At 41.3% G+C, this 19,706-nt stretch carries 18 protein-coding genes, 1 pseudogene and 2 other annotated features; of the genes and pseudogenes, 16 read left to right on the top strand and 3 right to left on the bottom strand.

The window, feature by feature from the left end; translation table 11 throughout:
• Window positions 1-53 precede the first annotated feature (53 nt).
• Window positions 54-1,370 (top strand): LysM peptidoglycan-binding domain-containing protein, encoded by a 1,317-nt coding sequence (locus ACFSMW_RS15085; RefSeq protein ID WP_390357023.1) that lies wholly within the window; start codon window positions 54-56, stop codon window positions 1,368-1,370.
• 71 nt (window positions 1,371-1,441) lie between these two features.
• Entirely contained in the window at window positions 1,442-2,476 is a 1,035-nt protein-coding gene (locus tag ACFSMW_RS15080) for a hypothetical protein (RefSeq protein WP_390357021.1), read from the top strand.
• Here ACFSMW_RS15080 and ACFSMW_RS15075 read toward each other — a convergent pair.
• Window positions 2,444-2,632 (bottom strand): hypothetical protein, encoded by a 189-nt coding sequence (locus tag ACFSMW_RS15075; protein WP_390357019.1) that lies wholly within the window; start codon window positions 2,630-2,632, stop codon window positions 2,444-2,446. The two genes, ACFSMW_RS15080 and ACFSMW_RS15075, sit on opposite strands and share 33 nt — an antisense overlap.
• Before the next feature lie 193 nt (window positions 2,633-2,825).
• Window positions 2,826-3,064: a binding site (T-box leader), on the top strand.
• Between the two features lie 80 nt (window positions 3,065-3,144).
• Here ACFSMW_RS15075 and ACFSMW_RS15070 point away from each other — a divergent pair.
• On the top strand, window positions 3,145-5,787 hold the full coding sequence (locus tag ACFSMW_RS15070; protein ID WP_390357017.1) for a valine--tRNA ligase: 2,643 nt from the start codon (window positions 3,145-3,147) through the stop codon (window positions 5,785-5,787).
• A gap of 135 nt (window positions 5,788-5,922) precedes the next feature.
• On the opposite strand, the gene ACFSMW_RS15065 is transcribed toward ACFSMW_RS15070, so the two are convergent.
• Both ACFSMW_RS15065 and ACFSMW_RS15060 read right to left on the bottom strand, forming a co-directional pair.
• Window positions 5,923-6,792 (bottom strand): ATP-grasp domain-containing protein, encoded by an 870-nt coding sequence (locus tag ACFSMW_RS15065; RefSeq protein WP_390357015.1) that lies wholly within the window; start codon window positions 6,790-6,792, stop codon window positions 5,923-5,925.
• Complete coding sequence (locus ACFSMW_RS15060) at window positions 6,789-7,697, bottom strand: ATP-grasp domain-containing protein (protein ID WP_390357013.1); 909 nt, start codon at window positions 7,695-7,697, stop codon at window positions 6,789-6,791. Before ACFSMW_RS15060 ends, ACFSMW_RS15065 begins: the two co-directional genes overlap by 4 nt.
• Window positions 7,698-7,877: 180 nt before the next feature.
• On the opposite strand from ACFSMW_RS15060, the gene ACFSMW_RS15055 reads away from it, so the two are divergent.
• From ACFSMW_RS15055 to rplU, 13 genes and pseudogenes are all read left to right on the top strand, one after another.
• On the top strand, window positions 7,878-9,164 hold the full coding sequence (locus ACFSMW_RS15055; RefSeq protein ID WP_390357011.1) for a bifunctional folylpolyglutamate synthase/dihydrofolate synthase: 1,287 nt from the start codon (window positions 7,878-7,880) through the stop codon (window positions 9,162-9,164).
• 100 nt (window positions 9,165-9,264) lie between these two features.
• Window positions 9,265-10,164 (top strand): SPOR domain-containing protein, encoded by a 900-nt coding sequence (locus tag ACFSMW_RS15050; RefSeq protein WP_390357009.1) that lies wholly within the window; start codon window positions 9,265-9,267, stop codon window positions 10,162-10,164.
• 267 nt (window positions 10,165-10,431) lie between these two features.
• Window positions 10,432-11,034 carry a RadC family protein gene (gene radC, locus ACFSMW_RS15045; RefSeq protein WP_390357007.1) on the top strand — a complete coding sequence of 201 codons (603 nt, stop codon included), beginning with the start codon at window positions 10,432-10,434 and terminating at the stop codon, window positions 11,032-11,034.
• Between the two features lie 592 nt (window positions 11,035-11,626).
• Window positions 11,627-12,913 carry a group II intron reverse transcriptase/maturase gene (locus ACFSMW_RS15040; RefSeq protein WP_390357006.1) on the top strand — a complete coding sequence of 429 codons (1,287 nt, stop codon included), beginning with the start codon at window positions 11,627-11,629 and terminating at the stop codon, window positions 12,911-12,913.
• Window positions 12,914-13,004: 91 nt separating this feature from the next.
• Window positions 13,005-13,154 (top strand): annotated as a pseudogene (locus ACFSMW_RS15035) (JAB domain-containing protein); the annotation flags it as partial.
• Window positions 13,155-13,504: 350 nt separating this feature from the next.
• Window positions 13,505-14,545: a rod shape-determining protein gene (locus ACFSMW_RS15030; protein ID WP_390357004.1), complete on the top strand. Its 1,041-nt coding sequence runs from the start codon at window positions 13,505-13,507 to the stop codon at window positions 14,543-14,545.
• 12 nt (window positions 14,546-14,557) lie between these two features.
• Window positions 14,558-15,424 carry a rod shape-determining protein MreC gene (mreC, locus tag ACFSMW_RS15025; RefSeq protein ID WP_390357003.1) on the top strand — a complete coding sequence of 289 codons (867 nt, stop codon included), beginning with the start codon at window positions 14,558-14,560 and terminating at the stop codon, window positions 15,422-15,424.
• On the top strand, window positions 15,424-15,963 hold the full coding sequence (mreD, locus tag ACFSMW_RS15020) for a rod shape-determining protein MreD (protein WP_390357001.1): 540 nt from the start codon (window positions 15,424-15,426) through the stop codon (window positions 15,961-15,963). Before mreC ends, mreD begins: the two co-directional genes overlap by 1 nt.
• A gap of 46 nt (window positions 15,964-16,009) precedes the next feature.
• On the top strand, window positions 16,010-16,699 hold the full coding sequence (minC, locus tag ACFSMW_RS15015) for a septum site-determining protein MinC (RefSeq protein ID WP_390356999.1): 690 nt from the start codon (window positions 16,010-16,012) through the stop codon (window positions 16,697-16,699).
• Window positions 16,692-17,489 carry a septum site-determining protein MinD gene (minD, locus tag ACFSMW_RS15010; RefSeq protein WP_390356998.1) on the top strand — a complete coding sequence of 266 codons (798 nt, stop codon included), beginning with the start codon at window positions 16,692-16,694 and terminating at the stop codon, window positions 17,487-17,489. Before minC ends, minD begins: the two co-directional genes overlap by 8 nt.
• Before the next feature lie 144 nt (window positions 17,490-17,633).
• Window positions 17,634-18,389 carry a peptidoglycan DD-metalloendopeptidase family protein gene (locus ACFSMW_RS15005; protein ID WP_390356996.1) on the top strand — a complete coding sequence of 252 codons (756 nt, stop codon included), beginning with the start codon at window positions 17,634-17,636 and terminating at the stop codon, window positions 18,387-18,389.
• The gene (locus ACFSMW_RS15000; protein WP_390356995.1) at window positions 18,376-19,236 is read left to right on the top strand and encodes a M50 family metallopeptidase; all 861 of its coding nucleotides are present in this window, start codon (window positions 18,376-18,378) and stop codon (window positions 19,234-19,236) included. Before ACFSMW_RS15005 ends, ACFSMW_RS15000 begins: the two co-directional genes overlap by 14 nt.
• A gap of 71 nt (window positions 19,237-19,307) precedes the next feature.
• Window positions 19,308-19,377: a sequence feature (ribosomal protein L21 leader region), on the top strand.
• A gap of 14 nt (window positions 19,378-19,391) precedes the next feature.
• Window positions 19,392-19,700, top strand: a complete 309-nt coding sequence (gene rplU / locus ACFSMW_RS14995; protein WP_390356994.1) for a 50S ribosomal protein L21 — start codon at window positions 19,392-19,394, stop codon at window positions 19,698-19,700.
• The last annotated feature ends 6 nt before the right edge of the window (window positions 19,701-19,706 follow it).

Below are 19,706 nucleotides of genomic sequence, written 5' to 3'. Positions count from 1 at the left end.
TAATGTTGACATGAAAGAATGGGTTAATGCATGTGATAAAGGGGTGAACTAGCTTGAATAACGGAGAATCTGTATTTCAATTTGATTTACGAGAGTCTGTTTATTTCGAAGATCATCAACAGGTTTCAGAAATAACCGGTATTTCACTGGAGCCGGAAATTTCCATTCAAACATACGGCGATTATATTTCCATCAGGGGAGTGATTGCCTTGCATGGAGAATATAGGTCAGTGGACAATTCTGTTGTGGAACAAATGCAACCGTCGTTCGAAAAGCAAGCGTTACGTTATATTGATTCTGTCGAGGCAGATGAGAATGGTTTTGCTATGTTCTCGCATCAATTTCCCGTTGAAATATCTGTTCCATTATATCGGATTGCAGATTTGAATGATGTGGCAGTAAATATCGAATCCTTCGATTATACTTTGCCTGATCCGGCCCAGCTAGTTGTGACAGCTGATATTGCTATTCATGGTATTTCAAACAGCGAGAGAAGCCCGGACTCAGGTGGAGATACTGAACAGGAGACGGAGGAATGGGATAGCTTCAGTGTCGAATTGAAGAAAGAAAAGGAAAGTTCGGAATCCACGACAGCAGAGATGGGAGAGAGAGTGAACGAAGGACTGACGGCGCATTCTGAACATGTAAACGATGGTGAATCATCAACGTATGAAGAGTCCATTGAATCATACTCGACTGAACGAGTATCATCGGAGTATGAAGCGTCCATCGAATCTTACTCAAGTGAACGGGAAGAGCCGTTTGAACAAACCGAGTTTGTAACAGAAAACGAATCTTTACCAGAAGAGCAAACTGAGGCGACAGAAAACAAAGATACTACTTCATTCGAAGAAACGAAAGAATCGAAAGAATCATCTGATGGAAGATGGAAGTGGACAAAATCGCAGAGTTTTGATGAATTTTTTGGTAAACAGCAGGAGTCGGAATCAAGCGGGCATGAATCAAATGAATCATCAGCCGTTTACAGTGATCCGCCGGCATATGAATCCTATGAAACATCGAATGTTTTTGATGTTTCTGCAGAATCCTCCTCTTTGCACCCTGACAGGGTGCCACTTAACAAGGAAGAGGAACAGACCGCAGCTGGGGAAGAAAATTCCGAGGAAACGGAAGCATCGCAAGCAGATATCAGTTATTTGTCAGATATGTTTCAATCCAGAGAAGAAGATGAAGGAGACCAATTCACGAAGATGAAACTATGTATCGTGCAGGATAAAGACACGCTTGAATCCATTGCAGAAAGATATCAGCTTACTTCCATGCATATCATAAAGAGGAACAGTCTGGACAGTGAAAATATCTCTCCGGGGCAGCTGCTGTATATTCCCATGCGAAAAAAAGATCATTAAACAAAAAACGCACACTGATATCCCCTTGTAAGCAAACAAGGGGGTATATTTTTAGGTGGTGATCAGTTTATATGAACACGAATACAAAGAGGGCTCTGGCTGGCTACAATCTGGTATATAACCATGTGGAGCCTATTGGAAACCGTCTATATAAAATAAGTACAGACGCAGGAGATTTCGCATTGAAAAAGAGCCGGTTGACTCCAGCTACTGTCCAAATTTGGGAACAGGTATTCAGACAAGCATACCATACGGGGATTCATACGGTTCTGCCAGTATATTTGAATAAAGATGGCCAGCTTTTTACACTTGTTCAAGATGATATCTATTACGTACAACCGTGGTTGGAAATGAATGAAAATGTACATGACACGCGCCGCGTTTTAGAGGAACTCGCACAAATGCATGTGAAAACAGAGCAGAAGGTACAATTAAAGACTGAAAAAATGAAAAACAGCTTGCAAAAATATTTGAAGTTTTGCCGTAAATGTAAGGAAAAAATGGAGGCATATATTACTGTTTTTGAAAATCAAAGATATATGTCACCTTTTGAATTGCTAGCATGCACGCAATATCATCAAGTGAGGGCCAGCATGGAAGTGAATGATTCCATACTTGAAGATTTGTTGGAGCATCTCGATGAAACAATTAATTGGCAAAGCAGTTTAAGCCATGGTAAATTACTGCCGGAACATATATATTGCGGTAAATATGTTTACTTTTTAAATTGGGAAAGTGCTTCTTTTGACAGTCCTGTTGCTGATCTAAGTGTATATTTCGGTGAAGTTTCACAGCATTATCATCCGGATCCGCACTCATTTCTGGAAGGTTTCGCTGCTTACATGGAAAGAAATGAACTGGATATCGTACAGTGTCAGATGCTGCTCATTCATCTGTTGAACCCGAATGATTATTTTCAGTTGATTCGGTCTTATGTCGATAAAACCAGCTGTCTTTCCATGACTTCGAAAGTGCAGGAATTGCAGCATTTAGCCCGGCCATTACTTTTCGGAACAGCACTCAAGCACTTTATGGATGAACAGCATGCAGTTGCTGATTCAGCGGATGATTCATCAAATCCACCTCAATTGGAAGGCAACGAATAATCCGATAAAGACACCAAGAAGCAGCACATCGAAAGTTGTTGGGAAGAAGATGGTCCGTATAAGCTGAAAAATCATGATTGGCAATGTGCAGCCTTCCGCGATAATCAGGCATCTTCTGGCCCAAGGGGGCAATCTGTAACGGTAATATCTCGCCATATCGATCATCCTTTTTGATAGGCCCAGCATAAAGTTAGCAAGACCGTTTTATATATCCTATGTACCAGACAGGGCAGTTTGTGCAAATATGTGTGTATTTTTTATAAGGAATCTGGCGAATATATTAAAACACTGTTATCCCTAACAAATTTATTGCTTTTGGTAAATTGATTCGTTAAAATGAGATTAACATTCAAATGCAATGATAGGGAAGAGTACAGTTCATGAACCATACAGAGAAGGGGACAGAAATTGGTGGAAGTCTCCTGGGAACATTGACTGGAAGGTCGCCCTTGATGCAGTTTTGCTGAAATTGGTGTCGCCAAGTGTAAGCAAAGCCGGTCACTGACCGTTATCAATTCAAGCGTGCAAGCGAAATGCTGGCAAATAAAGGTGGTACCGCGAAAAGTTATAGGTCTTTTCGTCCTTTTTACAGGACGAAAAGGCCTTTTCTGCATATTCGGTTCACCTGAAATTGCTGGTTCTTTCGAAATTGTCGAGGAGGAGTTCTGATGGAAGAAAATAAGTCGCTTCCGAGTAAATACAACCCACAGACCGTTGAAAAAAATTGGTACCACTTCTGGGTGGAAGGGAAATTTTTTGAAGCAACCGGGAATCCTGATAAGCAACCATATTCAATTGTGATTCCACCTCCCAATGTCACAGGCAAATTGCATTTGGGGCATGCGTGGGATACGGCTATTCAGGATACTATTGCCCGTATGAAGCGAATGCAGGGCTATGATGTTCTGTGGCTGCCTGGTATGGATCATGCTGGAATCGCAACACAGGCGAAAGTAGAAGCGAAATTAAGGGAACAAGGTCAATCACGTTATGATTTAGGACGAGAGAATTTTTTGAAAACTGCCTGGGAATGGAAAAAAGATTATTCTGCTTTCATTCGTAAACAGTGGGAAAAGTTAGGTCTCGGACTTGATTATTCCAGAGAGCGCTTCACGTTGGACGAAGGGCTTTCCCAAGCAGTCCGTGAAGTTTTCGTCACCCTTTATAATAAAGGGCTGATCTACCGCGGGGAATATATCATTAACTGGGATCCTCAGACGAAGACTGCAATATCTGATATTGAAGTTATATACAAAGAAGTCCAGGGGAAATTTTATCATATGCATTACCCGATCAAAGACAGTAATGAAACGATAGATATCGCCACAACCAGGCCGGAGACAATGCTTGGTGATACAGCTGTTGCTGTCCATCCGAATGATGAAAGGTATCAGCACTTGATTGGGAAGAAAGTCATTTTACCGATTGTGGGGAGAGAAATCGAAATCGTTGCCGATAGATACGTTGATATGGCATTCGGTTCTGGTGCAGTGAAAATTACACCGGCTCATGACCCCAATGACTTTGAAGTAGGCAATCGCCATGATTTAGCACGCGTTTTGGTCATGCATGAGGATGGCACAATGAATGAAAACGCCGGAAAATATGAAGGGTTGGACCGTTTCGAATGCCGCAAGCAAATTGTGAAAGATTTGCAGGACATGGGTGTTCTTTTTGAAATCGAGGATCACGTGCATCAAGTCGGTCATTCCGAACGCAGTGGAGCAGTAGTTGAACCATATCTCTCTACACAATGGTTTGTTGATATGAAACCATTGGCAAAACAAGCATTAGAGATGCAAAAGGGAGAAGACAAAGTACACTTTGTTCCGGAAAGATTTGAACATAATTATGAATTTTGGATGGAAAACATTCGTGATTGGTGTATTTCCCGTCAGCTTTGGTGGGGACATCGTATACCTGCTTGGTATCATAAGGAAACAGGACAAATTTACGTCGGGCACACTGCACCAGCTGATATAGAAAACTGGGAGCAAGATGAAGATGTACTTGATACATGGTTCTCTTCTGCTTTATGGCCATTTTCAACGATGGGCTGGCCGGATGAAGAATCTGCTGATTTCAAACGCTATTTCCCAACAAATGTATTAGTGACAGGTTACGATATTCTGACCTTCTGGGTATCGAGAATGATATTCCAGTCCAAGGAATTCACTGGCAGAAGACCGTTTAAAGATGTGCTTATTCATGGTCTGATCCGCGATGCGGAAGGAAGGAAGATGAGTAAATCGCTTGGCAATGGTGTCGACCCGATGGATGTCATTGATAAATACGGGGCGGATTCGTTACGCTATTTCTTGCTTACCGGCTCCACACCAGGTCAGGATCTGCGTTTTTATTGGGAGAAAGTGGAGTCTATTTGGAATTTCGCTAATAAGGTCTGGAATGCTTCACGCTTCTGCCTAATGAATATGGCTGATTTCACATACGATGACATTGACTTATCCCAGCCCAAAACGCTTGCTGATAAATGGATCCTCACTCGTTTGAATGAAACGATTGAAAACGTCACAAAGCATGCCAATAAATACGATTTTGGTGAAGCCGGACGTCATTTGTACAACTTTATTTGGGATGATTTTTGTGATTGGTATATAGAAATGGCCAAATTGCCTTTATATGGGGAGGATGAACAACAGAAGCAAACAACCAGGTCCGTTCTGGCCTATGTACTTGATCATAGTTTGCGCATGCTGCACCCGTTCATGCCATATATTACAGAGGAAATATGGCAGCAGCTGCCGCATGAAGGTCCCTCAATCACTATTGCTAATTGGCCTGCATTCAAAGCGCACTACCATGATGAAAAAGCTGCGAAAGAAATGAAACGGTTGGTTGCGATCATTAAATCAGTGCGCAATATCAGAGCTGAAGTCGATACACCGATGTCTAAAAAAATTCCGCTTCTTATCCAGGCAGAAAACGAAGAAATCGTTGAAGAACTGCAAGAAGAGCATATTTATCTCGACCGGTTTTGCAATGCAGAAAGTTTGACAATCGCTGCGAATGTTAATGTGCCGGAAAAGGCGATGACTTCGGTAGTAACAGGAGCAGAAATCTTTATCCCGCTGGAAGGTCTAATCGATTTTGACAAGGAAATAGCAAGACTTCAAAAAGAACTGGACAAATGGACTGCAGAAGTCAGTCGTGTTCAAAAGAAGCTTGGTAATCAAGGATTTGTTAACAAAGCACCAGATGCAGTGGTAGAGGAAGAAAAACGGAAAGAAAAAGATTATCTTGAAAAACAAGCGAAAGTGAAAGCACGGCTGATTGAATTGCAGGAAAGATGACGAGACAGACTGTTTCCAACAGGGAAATCCTTTGGGACAGTCTGTTTTTTATCGTATCAAAACTTTTATATTGGACAACAATTTTAAATAAAAAAGAAAAAAGGTTGTATATTCCTTTTGCATATTGATTGAAATTTATTTATCAATTTTTAGGGAGTGTTTGATCAATTTGATATATTCTTTAAGAATATTTACCTCACTGACTTCACTCAACGTCCTTGACCCCACAACATCCTCCATTTCATTGAAGAGCAGTCTGCCGGTATGGTCGATTAAAAAATCGATACCCACCATACCGAAATCAAAATGATTGATGATCGTTTGTATCGTTTCTTTTTCACTTTGACTTAGTTCATACCACTCCGCAGTACCTCCAAGTGTGAAATTAGCTCTGAAATCATTATCGCTTTTACGCAGGACGGCTCCGATGATTTTCTTTCCAACCACAAAAACGCGGATATCCCTCCCGGGCTGGACATCAGCGCTGCTTTGAATGATCACATCCCCCTGAGGAAGCTGTATTGTTACATGCTGCCAAGTTTGTTGGTCAGGGAGGAAATGTACCTGCTTGCCCCCTCTGCCAGCAACTTCTTTGACAACTAAAGGAAAAGGAATGGGGGGAGTTTCAGTCAGACAGTCCGTTTTGGTGAAAATAGTATCCACCATTGGAATACCTAGCATTTGTACATATAAATGAGTCAACCCTTTATGATTGCATATCCGGGAAATTTCGGATGAATTGTAAACCTGTATCCCCATTTGTTCCAGGATAAAATTTAGCTGGGGCTCAATGGTTCTGACGATGGCAAGTGTCGGGATTTGGATTGTCTTTTGCTGATAGCTGGCGGTAAAACGGTTGTGATGAATACCAACTTCCAAATTCTCACGAAGGATCAGCAGTAATGTGATGTTTTGGTTGTTTGCCTCTTCCATAAACCAGCGGATGAACGATTCGTTTTTAACTGCATCGTCTTTTCGGTATATTAACCAGCCTGTGGTTTTCATTGGCTAACTCCTTCTGACTGTATTGATTGCAGTACATGATCTGCAATAAAATCTGCGGCATTGGTCCCTGTACAATTAAGCAGATTCCTAATATGAGCATTTGAATTGATTTCGCAAACAACCGGGCTTGTTTTACCAAATAGTAAATCGATCCCTGCAAAATCCGCATCAATCGTTTTTGCTGCTGCAACCGCCAGTTTTTCTTCTGTATATGTCGGGTGATAAGGTTCCATCGAAGCGCCAGCAGTGACATTGGCTCGAAAATCGTCCCTGGCAATTCGTTTCATTGCCGCAACTACTCGATTTCCTACAACTTGGAGGCGTACGTCTGTTCCGTAGCTTGTCTGAATGAACTCCTGGAACATAAACGGCTTGCCATGCAGTCTGCGTATTATATCCAGCAATCCTGATTTTTCTTGAATAAGATGTACCTGTTCTCCAAATGAGCCGAATGCCTCTTTGACAATCATAGGGAAGCCTAATTCTTTTATGACCGCTTCAGTATAGGAGAATTTTTCCAAATCATGTTGAAGAAACACTTTCGGCGAAACGATTGTTTTCGGAATAGGAAGCCCGGCGCGTGCCAATCTTTGGTACGTTGCTATTTTATCATCACTTACGGCTATTGTTTCAGCCTTATTGAATACTTGCAGGTCCATCCATTCCAGCTGCCTTGCCAAATAAATATCTTTGTCTGCAAAAAGGACATAATCGGGTTTGGCAAAAGTATTTTTACTTACCAGTTCCAATTGTTCTTGATGCAAAAGTACAGGCAGGTCCGTATTAGATATGATTTTTGCCTGGCTGTTTTTCCGGATCATTGCTTCCTGAAGCATACTTGCATAATCTAGAAATGAACCTCCCTTTAAACTGCCATTGTATATAATCCATCCATTAGGTTTCATTGGAATCCCTTCTTTACTGTATATTTGCGTTTTCTTCTTCTTGATTATGCTATACTTTTTTTAGCAGTAAGGAAAGCGTGAAAACCATTCCTTACTGTATAGAAATGGAACTGAAGTATCTACGATATCTAAAGAATACCAGGTTTACTAAGTAAAGTTAAAAGAGTGGTGTGTAAGATCATGATTGAAACATATAAGGATGCTGAAAATTTTTTACGAGAACGAGGACAATTGGGAATCAAGCCAGGACTGCAAAGAGTCAGCCGATTACTCATGGAACTTGGACATCCCGAAAGGAAAGTAAGTGGTATCCATATTGCTGGTACAAATGGCAAAGGATCGACCGTCCAGTTTTTAAAAAGTGCTTTTAAAAATAATGACTATCTTGTAGGCTCATTCACTTCTCCAAGTATGCATGGATTGCGGGGACATATCAAACTTCAAGATGATCCAATCAGTAAAGAAACCTTTATTGGATTATTGCAGGATATGCTTCCTGTCATTGAGAAAATGGATATAGAGGACATGGCCCCTACATCCTTTGAAATCTTAACTGTTCTTGCTTTTCTTTGTTTTGCAGACAATGTGGATATTGCGTTGATTGAAGCGGGTATGGGGGGGCGTGAAGATACGACGAACTGTTTCACGCCAATTTTGTCCATTATTACGAATGTCGCGCTGGATCATACTGCTTTTCTAGGTGATACTGTTGCCAAGATTGCAGCGCATAAAGCAGGAATTATCAAGTACAAAGTTCCTGTTGTAGCAGGTGAATTACCAGAAACTGCAATGGAAGTCATTGAAACAGAAGCTTCAAGTAAGCATGCGGCACTTTATTGTTTACATCAGTATTTTTGCTATAAGCGAATCCTGCCAGAAAAAGGGATACACCGCTTCTTGTTTGAAAGTGCCGGATTTAAAAAGGAAGTCCAGCTCCGTATGGCTGGAGAACATCAGGAAAAAAATGCAGCACTTGCAATCATGGCGACACTTCTTTTGCGGGACATGCATTTTCCTGTAGATATGAGGAAGGCACTTAGCGGAATCTCTTCCAGTACAGCAGCTGGCAGGTTTGAAAAGGTTTATAATCATCCGGAAATCATTGTTGATAGTGCGCATAACCCAGCAGGTATGAAAGCCTTCCTGCGCACTGTTGCAGAAAATTATCCATATCAACGTAAAAAGCTTTTATTTGCGGGATTCAAGGACAAGGATTTGCGGCACATGCTGCAGGATTGCTTTGGGAAATTCGATGAAATCACCTTGACCTCCTTTGATCATCCAAGGGCGGCCGGAGTCGCGAATTTGGAAGAAATCTTCCCTTCTGAAACATTTTACAAAGAAAAAGACTATCGTGTGTATATAGAACGCATCCTTCAGGACAGAGATCCGAAAACCATTTATTTCATCGCTGGATCTTTTCACTTTATTTCCGAGGTCAGGGAGTATATGGCGCAAAATTTGTAGAACGAAATGAATGGTCATATGACATGAATCGCCGTACTTTTTGTTCATCGTATGCTAGGTTGAACTTATTAGCTATTTGGACAAAAAGGAGGGGACAAGCATGGAAAAGAAGCAGCCGATAACTGTGCGGGTGAATCAGGACGAACCACGAAAAGTACAAAATGTTAGCCAAGCAGATACTGATGAGTTGAAATATCCTTTGGTGGTTGAAGTGCCTGAGCACCCGAAAGACCTTGACTCATCCAAAAACAACCTGTCCAAAAAGCAGCTGCCCCCCGTTTTCAAAGTGTTTTTATTCGCAGGGGCGCCTGCTCTGGTGATCGGGATATTGTTTGGCTTTATCATGCTTCATTTATTCTCGGGAATAGAAACGGATCCGCCAAATAATCAGCATGCTCCTGTGGCAGGTGGACAGTCTTTCGAATCCAGCCTGGACAAAACCTCGGGAAACGGTAAACAGAACAAGGGGGAAGTTGGTAAATTCATGTTGCCTGGTATTAGTGCTTTTGTTCTGCAAAGCGGCATATTTTCTGAGAAAACCAATGCAGAACAGGCAAAAAATGAATTGAAGTCATCCGGATTTCCGGCATTGGTCTCGGAGAAAGATGGTCAATACTTTTTGCTGGCCGGCATAGCAGCATCTGATAAGGAGGCAAAAAAAATTGCTGGGCAAATGAAAAAAAGTAAGCTTGATGTGTATGCAAAGGAGTGGCCGATTGCTGAGAAAGAGATACATATGGAAAAAAAAGAGTATGAATGGATTGTTGGAATTCAAAAGAAACTACAAAGCACGTTGACAAGCATGAGTGAAAACGGAAATATCAATTCCTCTGTGTGGGAGGGGACAGATGAAAAACAGCCCGCGAATTCCAACAAGCTGAAGGGGATTCGAGCAGATGTATCAGCTATGGCAAAACTTGGCACGGAAGCAACTGAAGAGAATAAGCAACAGCTCCTGCTTCAAATTTTTCAAGACTACGAATCCATAAGTGGTGACTGAACTTTCAGTGAGGCCTCATCTCGTATCGTTTGCTGCCCCCGCTATGAAGTCCCTAAAGCAAACTCCTCATCTCAATAGAAATCGACGAATGCAGCAATATATTTTTAAAATAGTCTATTCAAAATGAAATGATAGTAGGGCTGCGGGACCCAAATATTTGATATCATGCTTGAAAAAGGGATTTTCAATATGGAAGCCCCCATAATACAACAAATCGGAAAGCAATACAGAAGTTTTTCCGATTTGTTTTTTTGTATTCTGTGAGCTATGATCATTCGTGATGAAAGTGAGGTGAAATGCTTGAAGAAGGAAATAGTCATGATAAAAGATGTGCCATCAGAGGATCGTCCAAGAGAGCGCCTGATACGTCTTGGTGCCGGACATTTATCAAATCAGGAATTGCTTGCCATATTACTGGGAAGCGGGACAAGAGAGGAATCAGTGATGACTTTGGCTAACAGAGTGCTGATTCATTTTGAAGGTCTGAAGCTGCTCCAGGATGCCGCTATTGAAGAATTGGTCGCAATTAAAGGTATTGGGAATGCAAAAGCCGTACTGCTGCTCTCAGCGCTGGAGCTTGGCAAACGTCTGAACCAATATAGACCGAATGAGCGTTATGTGGTCAAATCTCCTGAAGACGGTGCCAATTTTGTCATGGAAGAAATGCGGTTGCTTCAACAGGAACATTTTGTTGTCTTATTTTTAAACACAAAGAACCAAATCATTCACCGTCAAACCATTTTTATTGGATCCTTGAATGCCTCCATCGTCCACCCCAGAGAAGTCTATCGTGAAGCAGTGAAGCGCAGCGCTGCTTCCATTATCGTCGCTCATAACCATCCATCGGGAGTGCGCCTGCACTGTGCTTGATTTCAGTGTTTTTAAAAGAAATGAATCGATAGCCTGCGTCATTTCTGTGCAGGAATTTACTTACATTTCGATATCCAATGTTCTTTTAAAAACTGGAACTCCTTGCAATGTTCCATGGCCGCACATCTTACTTGGCGGGGAAACCCATACAAGGAACATAGCATGATGTGAAAAGGGGAGAGACGGCGGTGCTATCACGCCGAGTCCATCCTCAGGCCAAGTGATGTATGGCAAAGGCTATACTGCTTGAATCCCAGATGAATGTGTGTCGGATGCACCAATGTCTTAGATAGCGGAAACAGGCATTGCGGACAAAGTGGAAGACTTTCGTGTCTGAACGAACCCTCCTGATTCCAGTCCACAGCAAGGTTTGTCCAGCAATTCTTTGAAAAAGAAAACCATCGAAAAGGATGCCTAACCATCACGTATCTGAACCTAAGCATCATGCAGGGATTGCCTAAACACATATAGTGTAGCGTTTGTGCATGGCAACGGAGTCTTCATATTACCCTACGTTTGCTTGTAATGAGTTTAGCACGGGAAAGGAAGACAGGCTGATCAAAAAAACACATTGGTGAAAGGAGTCATGAAGATGGCAATTCATCCAATTCATCAATTGCACGTTTTCAGACAAAGGGCACGAAAACACCAGCAAGTACGAGACTGCTATCGTTTACTTTATAGAAAAACGCTTTGGGAAATGGTTGAAAACCGTCTTTTTAAAAAAGAAGCGGACAAGAAACAACTCCTATTGATTGAGAATTTAGTCTATGAATTGCGAGAAGGTACTTTTCGAATCAAGGAAAAGCATCATAAAAAAAGTACTGAAAATCACATGGAAAGTTTACTAATACTAGAAGCAGTAAACATAATCATGCAATCCATTTACGCCGATGTATTGGAGAAACATCTTAAAGTGCCTGATGCCTTATTTCAGGTGAAAAGGGTTTTTAGGAATATGAGCTGGTGTATCAGCGGATTGCTTGACCTGAGCCAAATGAACAAGGTGATGCTTTGCCAGCTTGTCTCTGTCAGAATCAAGGATCATCGTTTTATTCGTTTACTTCACCAATTGCTAAAGAACATGTCCATAACAGGTGGACAACATAAAATCAATGAGCTGTTGTTTGCTGTATGCGTGAATGAATTGCGTTCCCAATTGAAACGAAGGACAGAAATGGATGGGAAAATAGAAGTGGTGTGTTGCCAAAATAATTTTCTTGCAGGAATTGCAGGCAGCAAAAAAGATGTTTTCTATGTAGGTGGCATTTTAAAGCAAATAATGCAGCAAAATCTTGGAATGCAAATAAAGGATGAACATTTATACATTCGTCATTTCGAGAAAACGGTCTGTTTTTTGGGTTATTGTTTAAAAAAAATACCTTCGAAACAACAAGAAGGCGTACAAAAGCAGTTGCAAAGAAAAAAAATCAAGTGTTATGTGCCGAAAAAAAAGCTGCAGAATATTGCAAGAGAATTCCAATATGGTGATTACACCATCTTCAAACCGACCAGAAAATCAAAAGTCATGAATCTGTCGGAATTTGATATATTGTCACTTTATAACAAGGAAATAAAAAATCTGGCTCATTATTATTGTGCTGTGGAAAATCCTCATTCTCTTTTAAAACTGCGGTCTTTGGCCCAGAGCAGCTTTTTAAGGACAATTTCTGCCAAAAGGAAGACAACACCTAAAAAGGCTGCTGAAAGTTTGAGAAGACCTGGGTATGAAGGATTATGGATTTCCAGGCCTGGCAAAGATGGCAGGAAGCTTTGGATACGTTTTATGAGCGGCCGACAATTTAGCGCACGCATACGCCGCAAAAAAGCATCATACCTGCAATCAATCAATAGATCGAAGTCAAATGGCAGTCTTTAAAAGGTGATATTGTTTTGCTTTGTTCTGGATCAGCTGGCGAGCCGTATACATCGAAAAGGTGTACGTACGGTTCTGAGGGAGGCAATTCTGCCCACCCTACGACCCAACCCCTTCTCAGGAAGATATCCATGTGACGAGAAGATTATCTGAATCAGGAAAATTGATGGGCATTGAGCTTTTAGACCACTTGGTAATCGGTGATCGCAAATTTGTTTCATTGAAAGAAAAAGGGTACTTATAGCACTATGAATTTCACTCTTTTTCTCGTATAATTGAATAGACAGTCACTAGGCGCCATTTTTCGAATGAATGAAACTGGCGCTTCTTGAAATTTAATCATATATTAAAGAGCTTCAAACTTATCTTGATAAAATTTTTGTATCGTGTTATTTGCATATTGGGTGCAGTACATGTAATCTTTAAAAAGTGTTGAAATTTGCTGAAGGAGCGAGTGATCCATTTTCAAACTCCGGACAGCTGACTTTGTCCCTGCCTGCGGGGATTGTTTTAAATCGCATGTATGCTAAAAACAATAACGTACCACGCGATTTGCATATCTTAAATGGAAACGAATTGGAAAGGGAGATCTTCTTGGGAGTATTTAATTTTTCACAGGATTTGGGAATTGACCTCGGTACGGCTAATACACTGGTGTTTGTTAAAAACAAGGGTGTCATTCTACGTGAGCCGTCTGTCGTTGCTAAAAATATAGAATCAGGAACCATTGAAGCTGTAGGCAGCTCAGCAAGGAATATGATTGGCAGAACACCCGGCAATATTCAGGTGATAAAGCCAATGAAGGATGGCGTCATTGCTGATTACGATACAACAGCAATTATGATGAAATATTATCTGAAAAAAGCGATGAAAAATCGCTCCTTTTTCGCCAAAAAGCCAAACGTGATGGTTTGTGTACCATCAGGTATAACGATGGTGGAAGAAAGAGCAGTAATCGATGCTACCAAACAGGCTGGTGCTAGAGACGCATTTCCAATCGCCGAACCATTCGCTGCAGCGATTGGTGCAGGTCTTCCGGTTTGGGAACCGACTGGCAGCATGATAGTAGACATCGGGGGCGGTACAACCGAAGTTGCGGTAATATCGCTTGGCGGTATTGTAACTAGTCAGTCCGTTCGAACAGCTGGGAATAAAATGGATGAAGCGATCATTCAATTTATTCGAAAGCATTATAACCTGATGATAGGGGAAAGATCAGCGGAATCTTTGAAAATGGATATCGGATCAGCGGGAGATATGGATTATGAAGAAGAAATTGATATTCGCGGCCGTGATTTGCTGACTGGTCTTCCTAAAACGATATCCATCTCTGCCAAAGAGATTTCCCAGGCATTGTTGGAAACAGTACAGTCTATCGTAGAGGCGGTTAAAACTACGCTGGAAAAAACGCCGCCTGAATTGGCCGCAGACATCATGGACAGAGGGATTGTACTTTCTGGAGGCGGCGCATTATTGAAAAATATGGAGAACGTCATTAGTGAAGAGACTAAGATGCCTGTGTTCATTGCGGAAAATCCACTCGATAGTGTCGCCATCGGAACTGGCAAATCTTTGGAATACATTCAGCATTTTCGTTCCCATCCAAATGTATTCGTCCGTCCAACAACGGATTAAGAAGGTGCTTTCATGCAATTTTTTCGCAAAAAAAGATTATTCATACTTTTAATTGGCATGATCATTCTGGTTGTACTAATCGGATATTCTTTAAAGGATAGGAATGAATTGTCAATGCCAGAGAAATTCATAAATGATACTGTTGGATGGGCGCAAAGTATCATTCATGCACCAGTCAGTTTCGTGACGAATATTTTTTCAAATATCGATGATTTGAAAAAGACATATGAAGAAAATAAAGTACTTAAAGAGAAACTTTCCAATGAAAAAGAGCTGCTTTACGAGACGCAAGAATTGAAGAAAGAAAATGAAGAACTGCGTAAAACACTAAAAAAATCAGATTCTATTCGTGAATTTACGCCGATACAAGCAACGGTGATCTCCCGTTCACCGGAGCGCTGGATTGAACAGGTGAGTATTAATAAAGGCTCTATGGATGGCGTGAAGTCAAATATGGCTGTCATCACCGCGGATGGTATGATCGGTAAAATTAAATCTACTTCTAAAAGTACATCGACCGTTCAATTACTGACAGGTTTTGATCAATTTAACCGTATTTCTGCGAAAGTATCTCGAAAAAAGGGCAAAGATATTGTTGGTGTCATCGAAGAATATGATGAAAAGTCCAAATCATTGTTGTTCCGGATCATTGATGAATCAGATAAAGATTTGAAAAAAGGTGAGCTTGTCGTTTCCTCAGGAATGGGCGGGGTCTTCCCATCCGGTCTTCCCATCGGAACAGTTAAAGAAGTCATTCCTGACCAGTACGGCTTGACACAAACTGCTTTAATCAAGCCCGCTGCGGATATGTATCAAATCAACAATGTGATTATCGTCGACAGGGATTTGGCCAACGGCGACCAAGGGGATGAAGAGTGATGAGACGTCTTTATGTGCCTCTTATCCTTTTTCTGCTGATGATTATGGAAGGAGTGGCATTGGAACTGCTCCCGAAAAAGTTGGTCGGCGGCAGTATGATGATTGTTCCGCACTGGGTTTTAATTTTTTTGATGCTGACTGCTGTCTTTTATGACCGGAGAAATACGTATATGTCCGTTTGGTATGCGATTATATTCGGCTTGCTGATTGACATTGTATATACAGAAATATTGGGTGTGTATATGTTTACATATGCAGTGACAATTTATCTGATACATGGACTTTCCAAATTTTTGCAGAGCAATATAGCTGCGCTGGGTTTGTTCGCGATTTTGGGTATAACCGTTGCAGATTGTGCCATCAACACCGTCTATGTAGTGGTTGGTCTTGTAACGGCGGATTGGAACTGGTATATCATTTTCAGGCTGCTTCCAACAATCGCTGCTAATCTTATTTTCTTGCTGATCATGTATCCGATATTTTCCAGCCGTTTGACACGCTGGAGCCAGGAAAAATCGTTTCACAGCGATCCATTTTAGTGGAATGGCGCAATAAAGTATTGCAGCATTTTGACGGGGTGAATGTATGACTGTTGAGAATAAACAACTCATTACAATGAAAGGTACTAGAGAAGGGCTGACATTGCTCTTAGATGATGGCTGTTCATTAGAACAACTGCTCCATGAGCTGCTTGAAAAGATCAGAGTATCAAAGACTGGCAAGAGCGAGCAGACTACTGCAGTTGTCGTAAAGCTGGGAGCCCGTTATCTCACTGAGGAACAAAAAGAAAAAATCGCCTCCATTATTGAGGACGGTAATTATTTCAAAGTTGAATCTTTTGAAGCAGATGTCATCCATTTACAGGAAGCTTTGCGCTGGAAGGAAGAAAGTAATATCAATGTTTTCAATAAAGTAGTCCGGTCCGGGCAAGTACTTACCGTGACCGGTGATCTGCTTCTTGTCGGGGATGTCAATCCTGGAGGAAAAGTCGAAGCGAGCGGCAATATTTATATTATGGGCCGTCTGCATGGCATTGCGCATGCCGGAACTGAGGGAGACAAAGAAGCGATCATCGCGGCTTCTTATTTGAATCCAACCCAGTTGCGGATTGCGGAATATATTAGTAGAGCGCCTGACTATGAATCTGATGGTGTCATGATGGAATGTGGCTACATAGATGAAAAGGAAGACAAGATTTTGGTTGATAGATTGCAAGTTCTTTCCAGAAAACGTACGAGCTTGAGCGGTTTTGAAAGGAGAATGTATAATGGGTGAGGCAATTGTAATCACTTCAGGAAAAGGCGGGGTGGGGAAAACTACCACAACAGCTAATATCGGCACCGCTTTAGCATTGATGGAAAAAAAGGTTTGTTTGATTGATACAGATATCGGTTTGCGCAATCTTGATGTCATTATGGGGTTGGAAAATCGTATCATCTATGACATTGTAGACGTTATAGAAGAGAGATGTAAGCTGAAACAAGCTCTGATCAAGGATAAGCGTTTTGATGATCTATCTCTGCTGCCTGCAGCTCAAACAAGCGATAAAACAGCTGTCACACCTGAAGGCATGAAAAAAATCATCCAAGAATTGAAACAGGAATATGATTATATCATCATTGATTGTCCTGCAGGCATTGAGCAAGGCTTTCAAAACGCCATTGCTGGCGCAGATAGGGCGATAGTAGTTACGACACCGGAGAAATCCAGTGTCAGGGATGCTGACCGGATTGTAGGTCTGATTGAAAAAGAAGATATGCAGGCTCCAAGCTTGGTTATTAACCGTATCCGGAACCATATGATGAAAAACGGGGATATGCTGGACATTGATGAAGTAGTACAAATTTTGTCTATTGACCTGATTGGAATTGTCCTTGATGATGATGAAGTCATTAAAGCATCTAATAATGGGGAGCCAGTCGCAATGCAATCCAAACCAAAAGCTTCTATATCCTATCGCAATATCGCGAGAAGGATATTGGGTGAGAGCGTACCGCTGCAGTCGTTGGATGAAGAAATGGGCATTTTTAAAAAAATGAAGAAATTTTTTGGACTGCGGTCTTGATACACTGGGCAGGATGTACGCTAAAGCGGCATCCTGTCCTTTTGCTTTTCATAACTCCTTGATGTCTGGCATAAACTTGTACAAAACATTAAAAGGAATGTGAGGCAGATGAATAAAGGGGTTAAGCAGGTTAGAAAATCTATCATGAAACGAAAAAGAAATCAAACTCCTCATACTGGGGTAAGTAAGCCATCGATGGAGAGACAAATAACAGCTTTTTTACCAGAGGAAGAAGAACGGCATGGATTTTATCCGTCGGTTCCTGATATTAACAATGGCAGCGGTAAAAGCAGTTTAAAGTCTCCGTTAATCTCCGGATTGATTTTGAAAGGTATTCTATCTGTCGCATTATTCATGGGTACTGCCATCGTGTGGCAATCTGAGCGTGTTGCTGAGCAATTTGGTCCAGTGAAGCGTTGGACAAGTACAGCGATGACCAAAGAATTTCCATTTGCCAAAGTGAATCAGGTGTATCAGGAAACCTTTGGGAGCCCGTTTTCATTCCGAACACAAAAGGTTGACAAGGCTGAAGGAGCTCCCGCATCATCCATACCGGTAATAGGCAATATTAGCGAAACCTTTGAGGAAAATGGCCATGGAATCATGATTGCACCCACAGGTTCAGCCAAAGTGAATTCGTTGGAGGAAGGCATCGTCATTTTCGCTGGAAAGGATAAGGATACCCAGCGTACAGTAATCGTGCAGCATGCCGATAACAGTCAATCAACCTATGGTTATCTAAGTGGTATCAACGTACATTTATACCAGTATGTACAAAAAGACGAACAATTGGGTGAATTTGAAGCAGGCCAAAAAGCAAAAAATGTCTACTTTTCTATTCAAAAGAACAATCAGTTTATTGACCCAATGCCTGTGATAAAGGTCAATGACAATCATTAAACGATTACCGCCTGTTCACATTCATCCAACTTTATATATTTTCATGGGTATTGCTTTCTTGACAGGTACATTTGTTCAATTATTCATCTTGTTTTCGGTTGTTATATTCCATGAACTTGGTCACTACTTCATGGCATTGCGATTCAAATGGCGCGTTCAGCGGGTCATGATTTGGGTGTTTGGTGGAGTGATGGAGACTGAAGAACACTCAAATAAGCCGGTTAAAGAGGATATGCTTGTAACGTTGGCAGGACCTTTCCAACATTTGATCATATATGGTCTGCTTTATCTATGCGCTGCGGGTGACTATTTGCCGCGTGTATACATCGAAGAAATTGCTACGTATAATACGTTTATTCTACTATTCAATTTATTACCGATTTGGCCCCTGGATGGCGGCAAATTATTGTTTTGTTTGTTTTCGATAGTTTTTCCCTATCAGAGGGGGTACTATACAGTCATTATTTGGTCGATGCTAGCATGTCTTGTTTTGTTCGCGATTCAGCTCATATTTTTTTCGTTCAATCTCAGTTTCTTTTTACTCATGTCTTTTTTATTTATGGAAAATATAAAGGAGTGGAAACGGCGCTTTTTTGTATTTATGCGTTTTTTGCTGCAACGCTATCATGGCAAAACATATGTTGCAGCAGTACGTCCACTTGTTGTCGGGCCCGATGCCACTTTGATGGAAGTATTCAGCCGTTTTGAACGTAATAAAAAACATTCGGTCTATATTACATATCCGGGAGGGGAACGTCGGGTGCTGGATGAAAACGATTGTTTACGAGGATTCTTTCACGAAAAGTTGCATCTAAAAAAAGTTGGGGAAATAGCCGAGATAATCTGAAGGTTTTTTTCGCTGCCTTCTTGACAGATTCTGCGGTTTCATGATAATATCAATACGTTATTCTATGTAGCACCAAGCTACAACCGCTCAGAACAGGTGATAAAATCTTCGGATGCCTGTATGGCGAGTCTTAGTTATCGAGGAGGTGCATATCCATGTACGCAATTATTGAAACAGGTGGAAAGCAGGTTAAGGTTACAGAAGGTCAAGCTATCTATGTTGAAAAAGTAGCTGGTGAACCGGAAGAAACTGTAACATTTGACAAAGTACTTTTTGTTGGCGGGGACGATGTGAAGGTTGGTTCTCCGTATGTCGATGGTGCAACAGTTACTGCGAAAGTCGAGAAACAAGGACGCCAGAAAAAAGTTACAGTGATCAAATTCAAACCTAAGAAGAACTACCACCGTAAACACGGTCATCGTCAGCCATATACAAAACTGGTTGTTGAAAAAATCAACCTATAATCTATT

The sequence above is a fragment of the Tigheibacillus halophilus genome (assembly GCF_042683165.1).
Classification (GTDB): domain Bacteria; phylum Bacillota; class Bacilli; order Bacillales; family Amphibacillaceae; genus Tigheibacillus; species Tigheibacillus halophilus.
This window is presented reverse-complemented; position numbering and strand designations above follow the sequence as displayed.

Coding starts and splice junctions, on each gene's coding strand:
- minC (WP_390356999.1), top strand. CDS start 16,010: ATGACTGTTGAGAATAAACAACTCATTACAATGAAAGGTACTAGAGAA.
- ACFSMW_RS15080 (WP_390357021.1), top strand. CDS start 1,442: ATGAACACGAATACAAAGAGGGCTCTGGCTGGCTACAATCTGGTATAT.
- mreD (WP_390357001.1), top strand. CDS start 15,424: ATGAGACGTCTTTATGTGCCTCTTATCCTTTTTCTGCTGATGATTATG.
- ACFSMW_RS15055 (WP_390357011.1), top strand. CDS start 7,878: ATGATTGAAACATATAAGGATGCTGAAAATTTTTTACGAGAACGAGGA.
- minD (WP_390356998.1), top strand. CDS start 16,692: ATGGGTGAGGCAATTGTAATCACTTCAGGAAAAGGCGGGGTGGGGAAA.
- rplU (WP_390356994.1), top strand. CDS start 19,392: ATGTACGCAATTATTGAAACAGGTGGAAAGCAGGTTAAGGTTACAGAA.
- ACFSMW_RS15075 (WP_390357019.1), bottom strand. CDS start 2,632: ATGGCGAGATATTACCGTTACAGATTGCCCCCTTGGGCCAGAAGATGC.
- ACFSMW_RS15065 (WP_390357015.1), bottom strand. CDS start 6,792: ATGAAAACCACAGGCTGGTTAATATACCGAAAAGACGATGCAGTTAAA.
- mreC (WP_390357003.1), top strand. CDS start 14,558: ATGCAATTTTTTCGCAAAAAAAGATTATTCATACTTTTAATTGGCATG.
- ACFSMW_RS15000 (WP_390356995.1), top strand. CDS start 18,376: ATGACAATCATTAAACGATTACCGCCTGTTCACATTCATCCAACTTTA.
- radC (WP_390357007.1), top strand. CDS start 10,432: ATGATCATTCGTGATGAAAGTGAGGTGAAATGCTTGAAGAAGGAAATA.
- ACFSMW_RS15060 (WP_390357013.1), bottom strand. CDS start 7,697: ATGAAACCTAATGGATGGATTATATACAATGGCAGTTTAAAGGGAGGT.
- ACFSMW_RS15005 (WP_390356996.1), top strand. CDS start 17,634: ATGAAACGAAAAAGAAATCAAACTCCTCATACTGGGGTAAGTAAGCCA.
- ACFSMW_RS15040 (WP_390357006.1), top strand. CDS start 11,627: ATGGCAATTCATCCAATTCATCAATTGCACGTTTTCAGACAAAGGGCA.
- ACFSMW_RS15050 (WP_390357009.1), top strand. CDS start 9,265: ATGGAAAAGAAGCAGCCGATAACTGTGCGGGTGAATCAGGACGAACCA.
- ACFSMW_RS15070 (WP_390357017.1), top strand. CDS start 3,145: ATGGAAGAAAATAAGTCGCTTCCGAGTAAATACAACCCACAGACCGTT.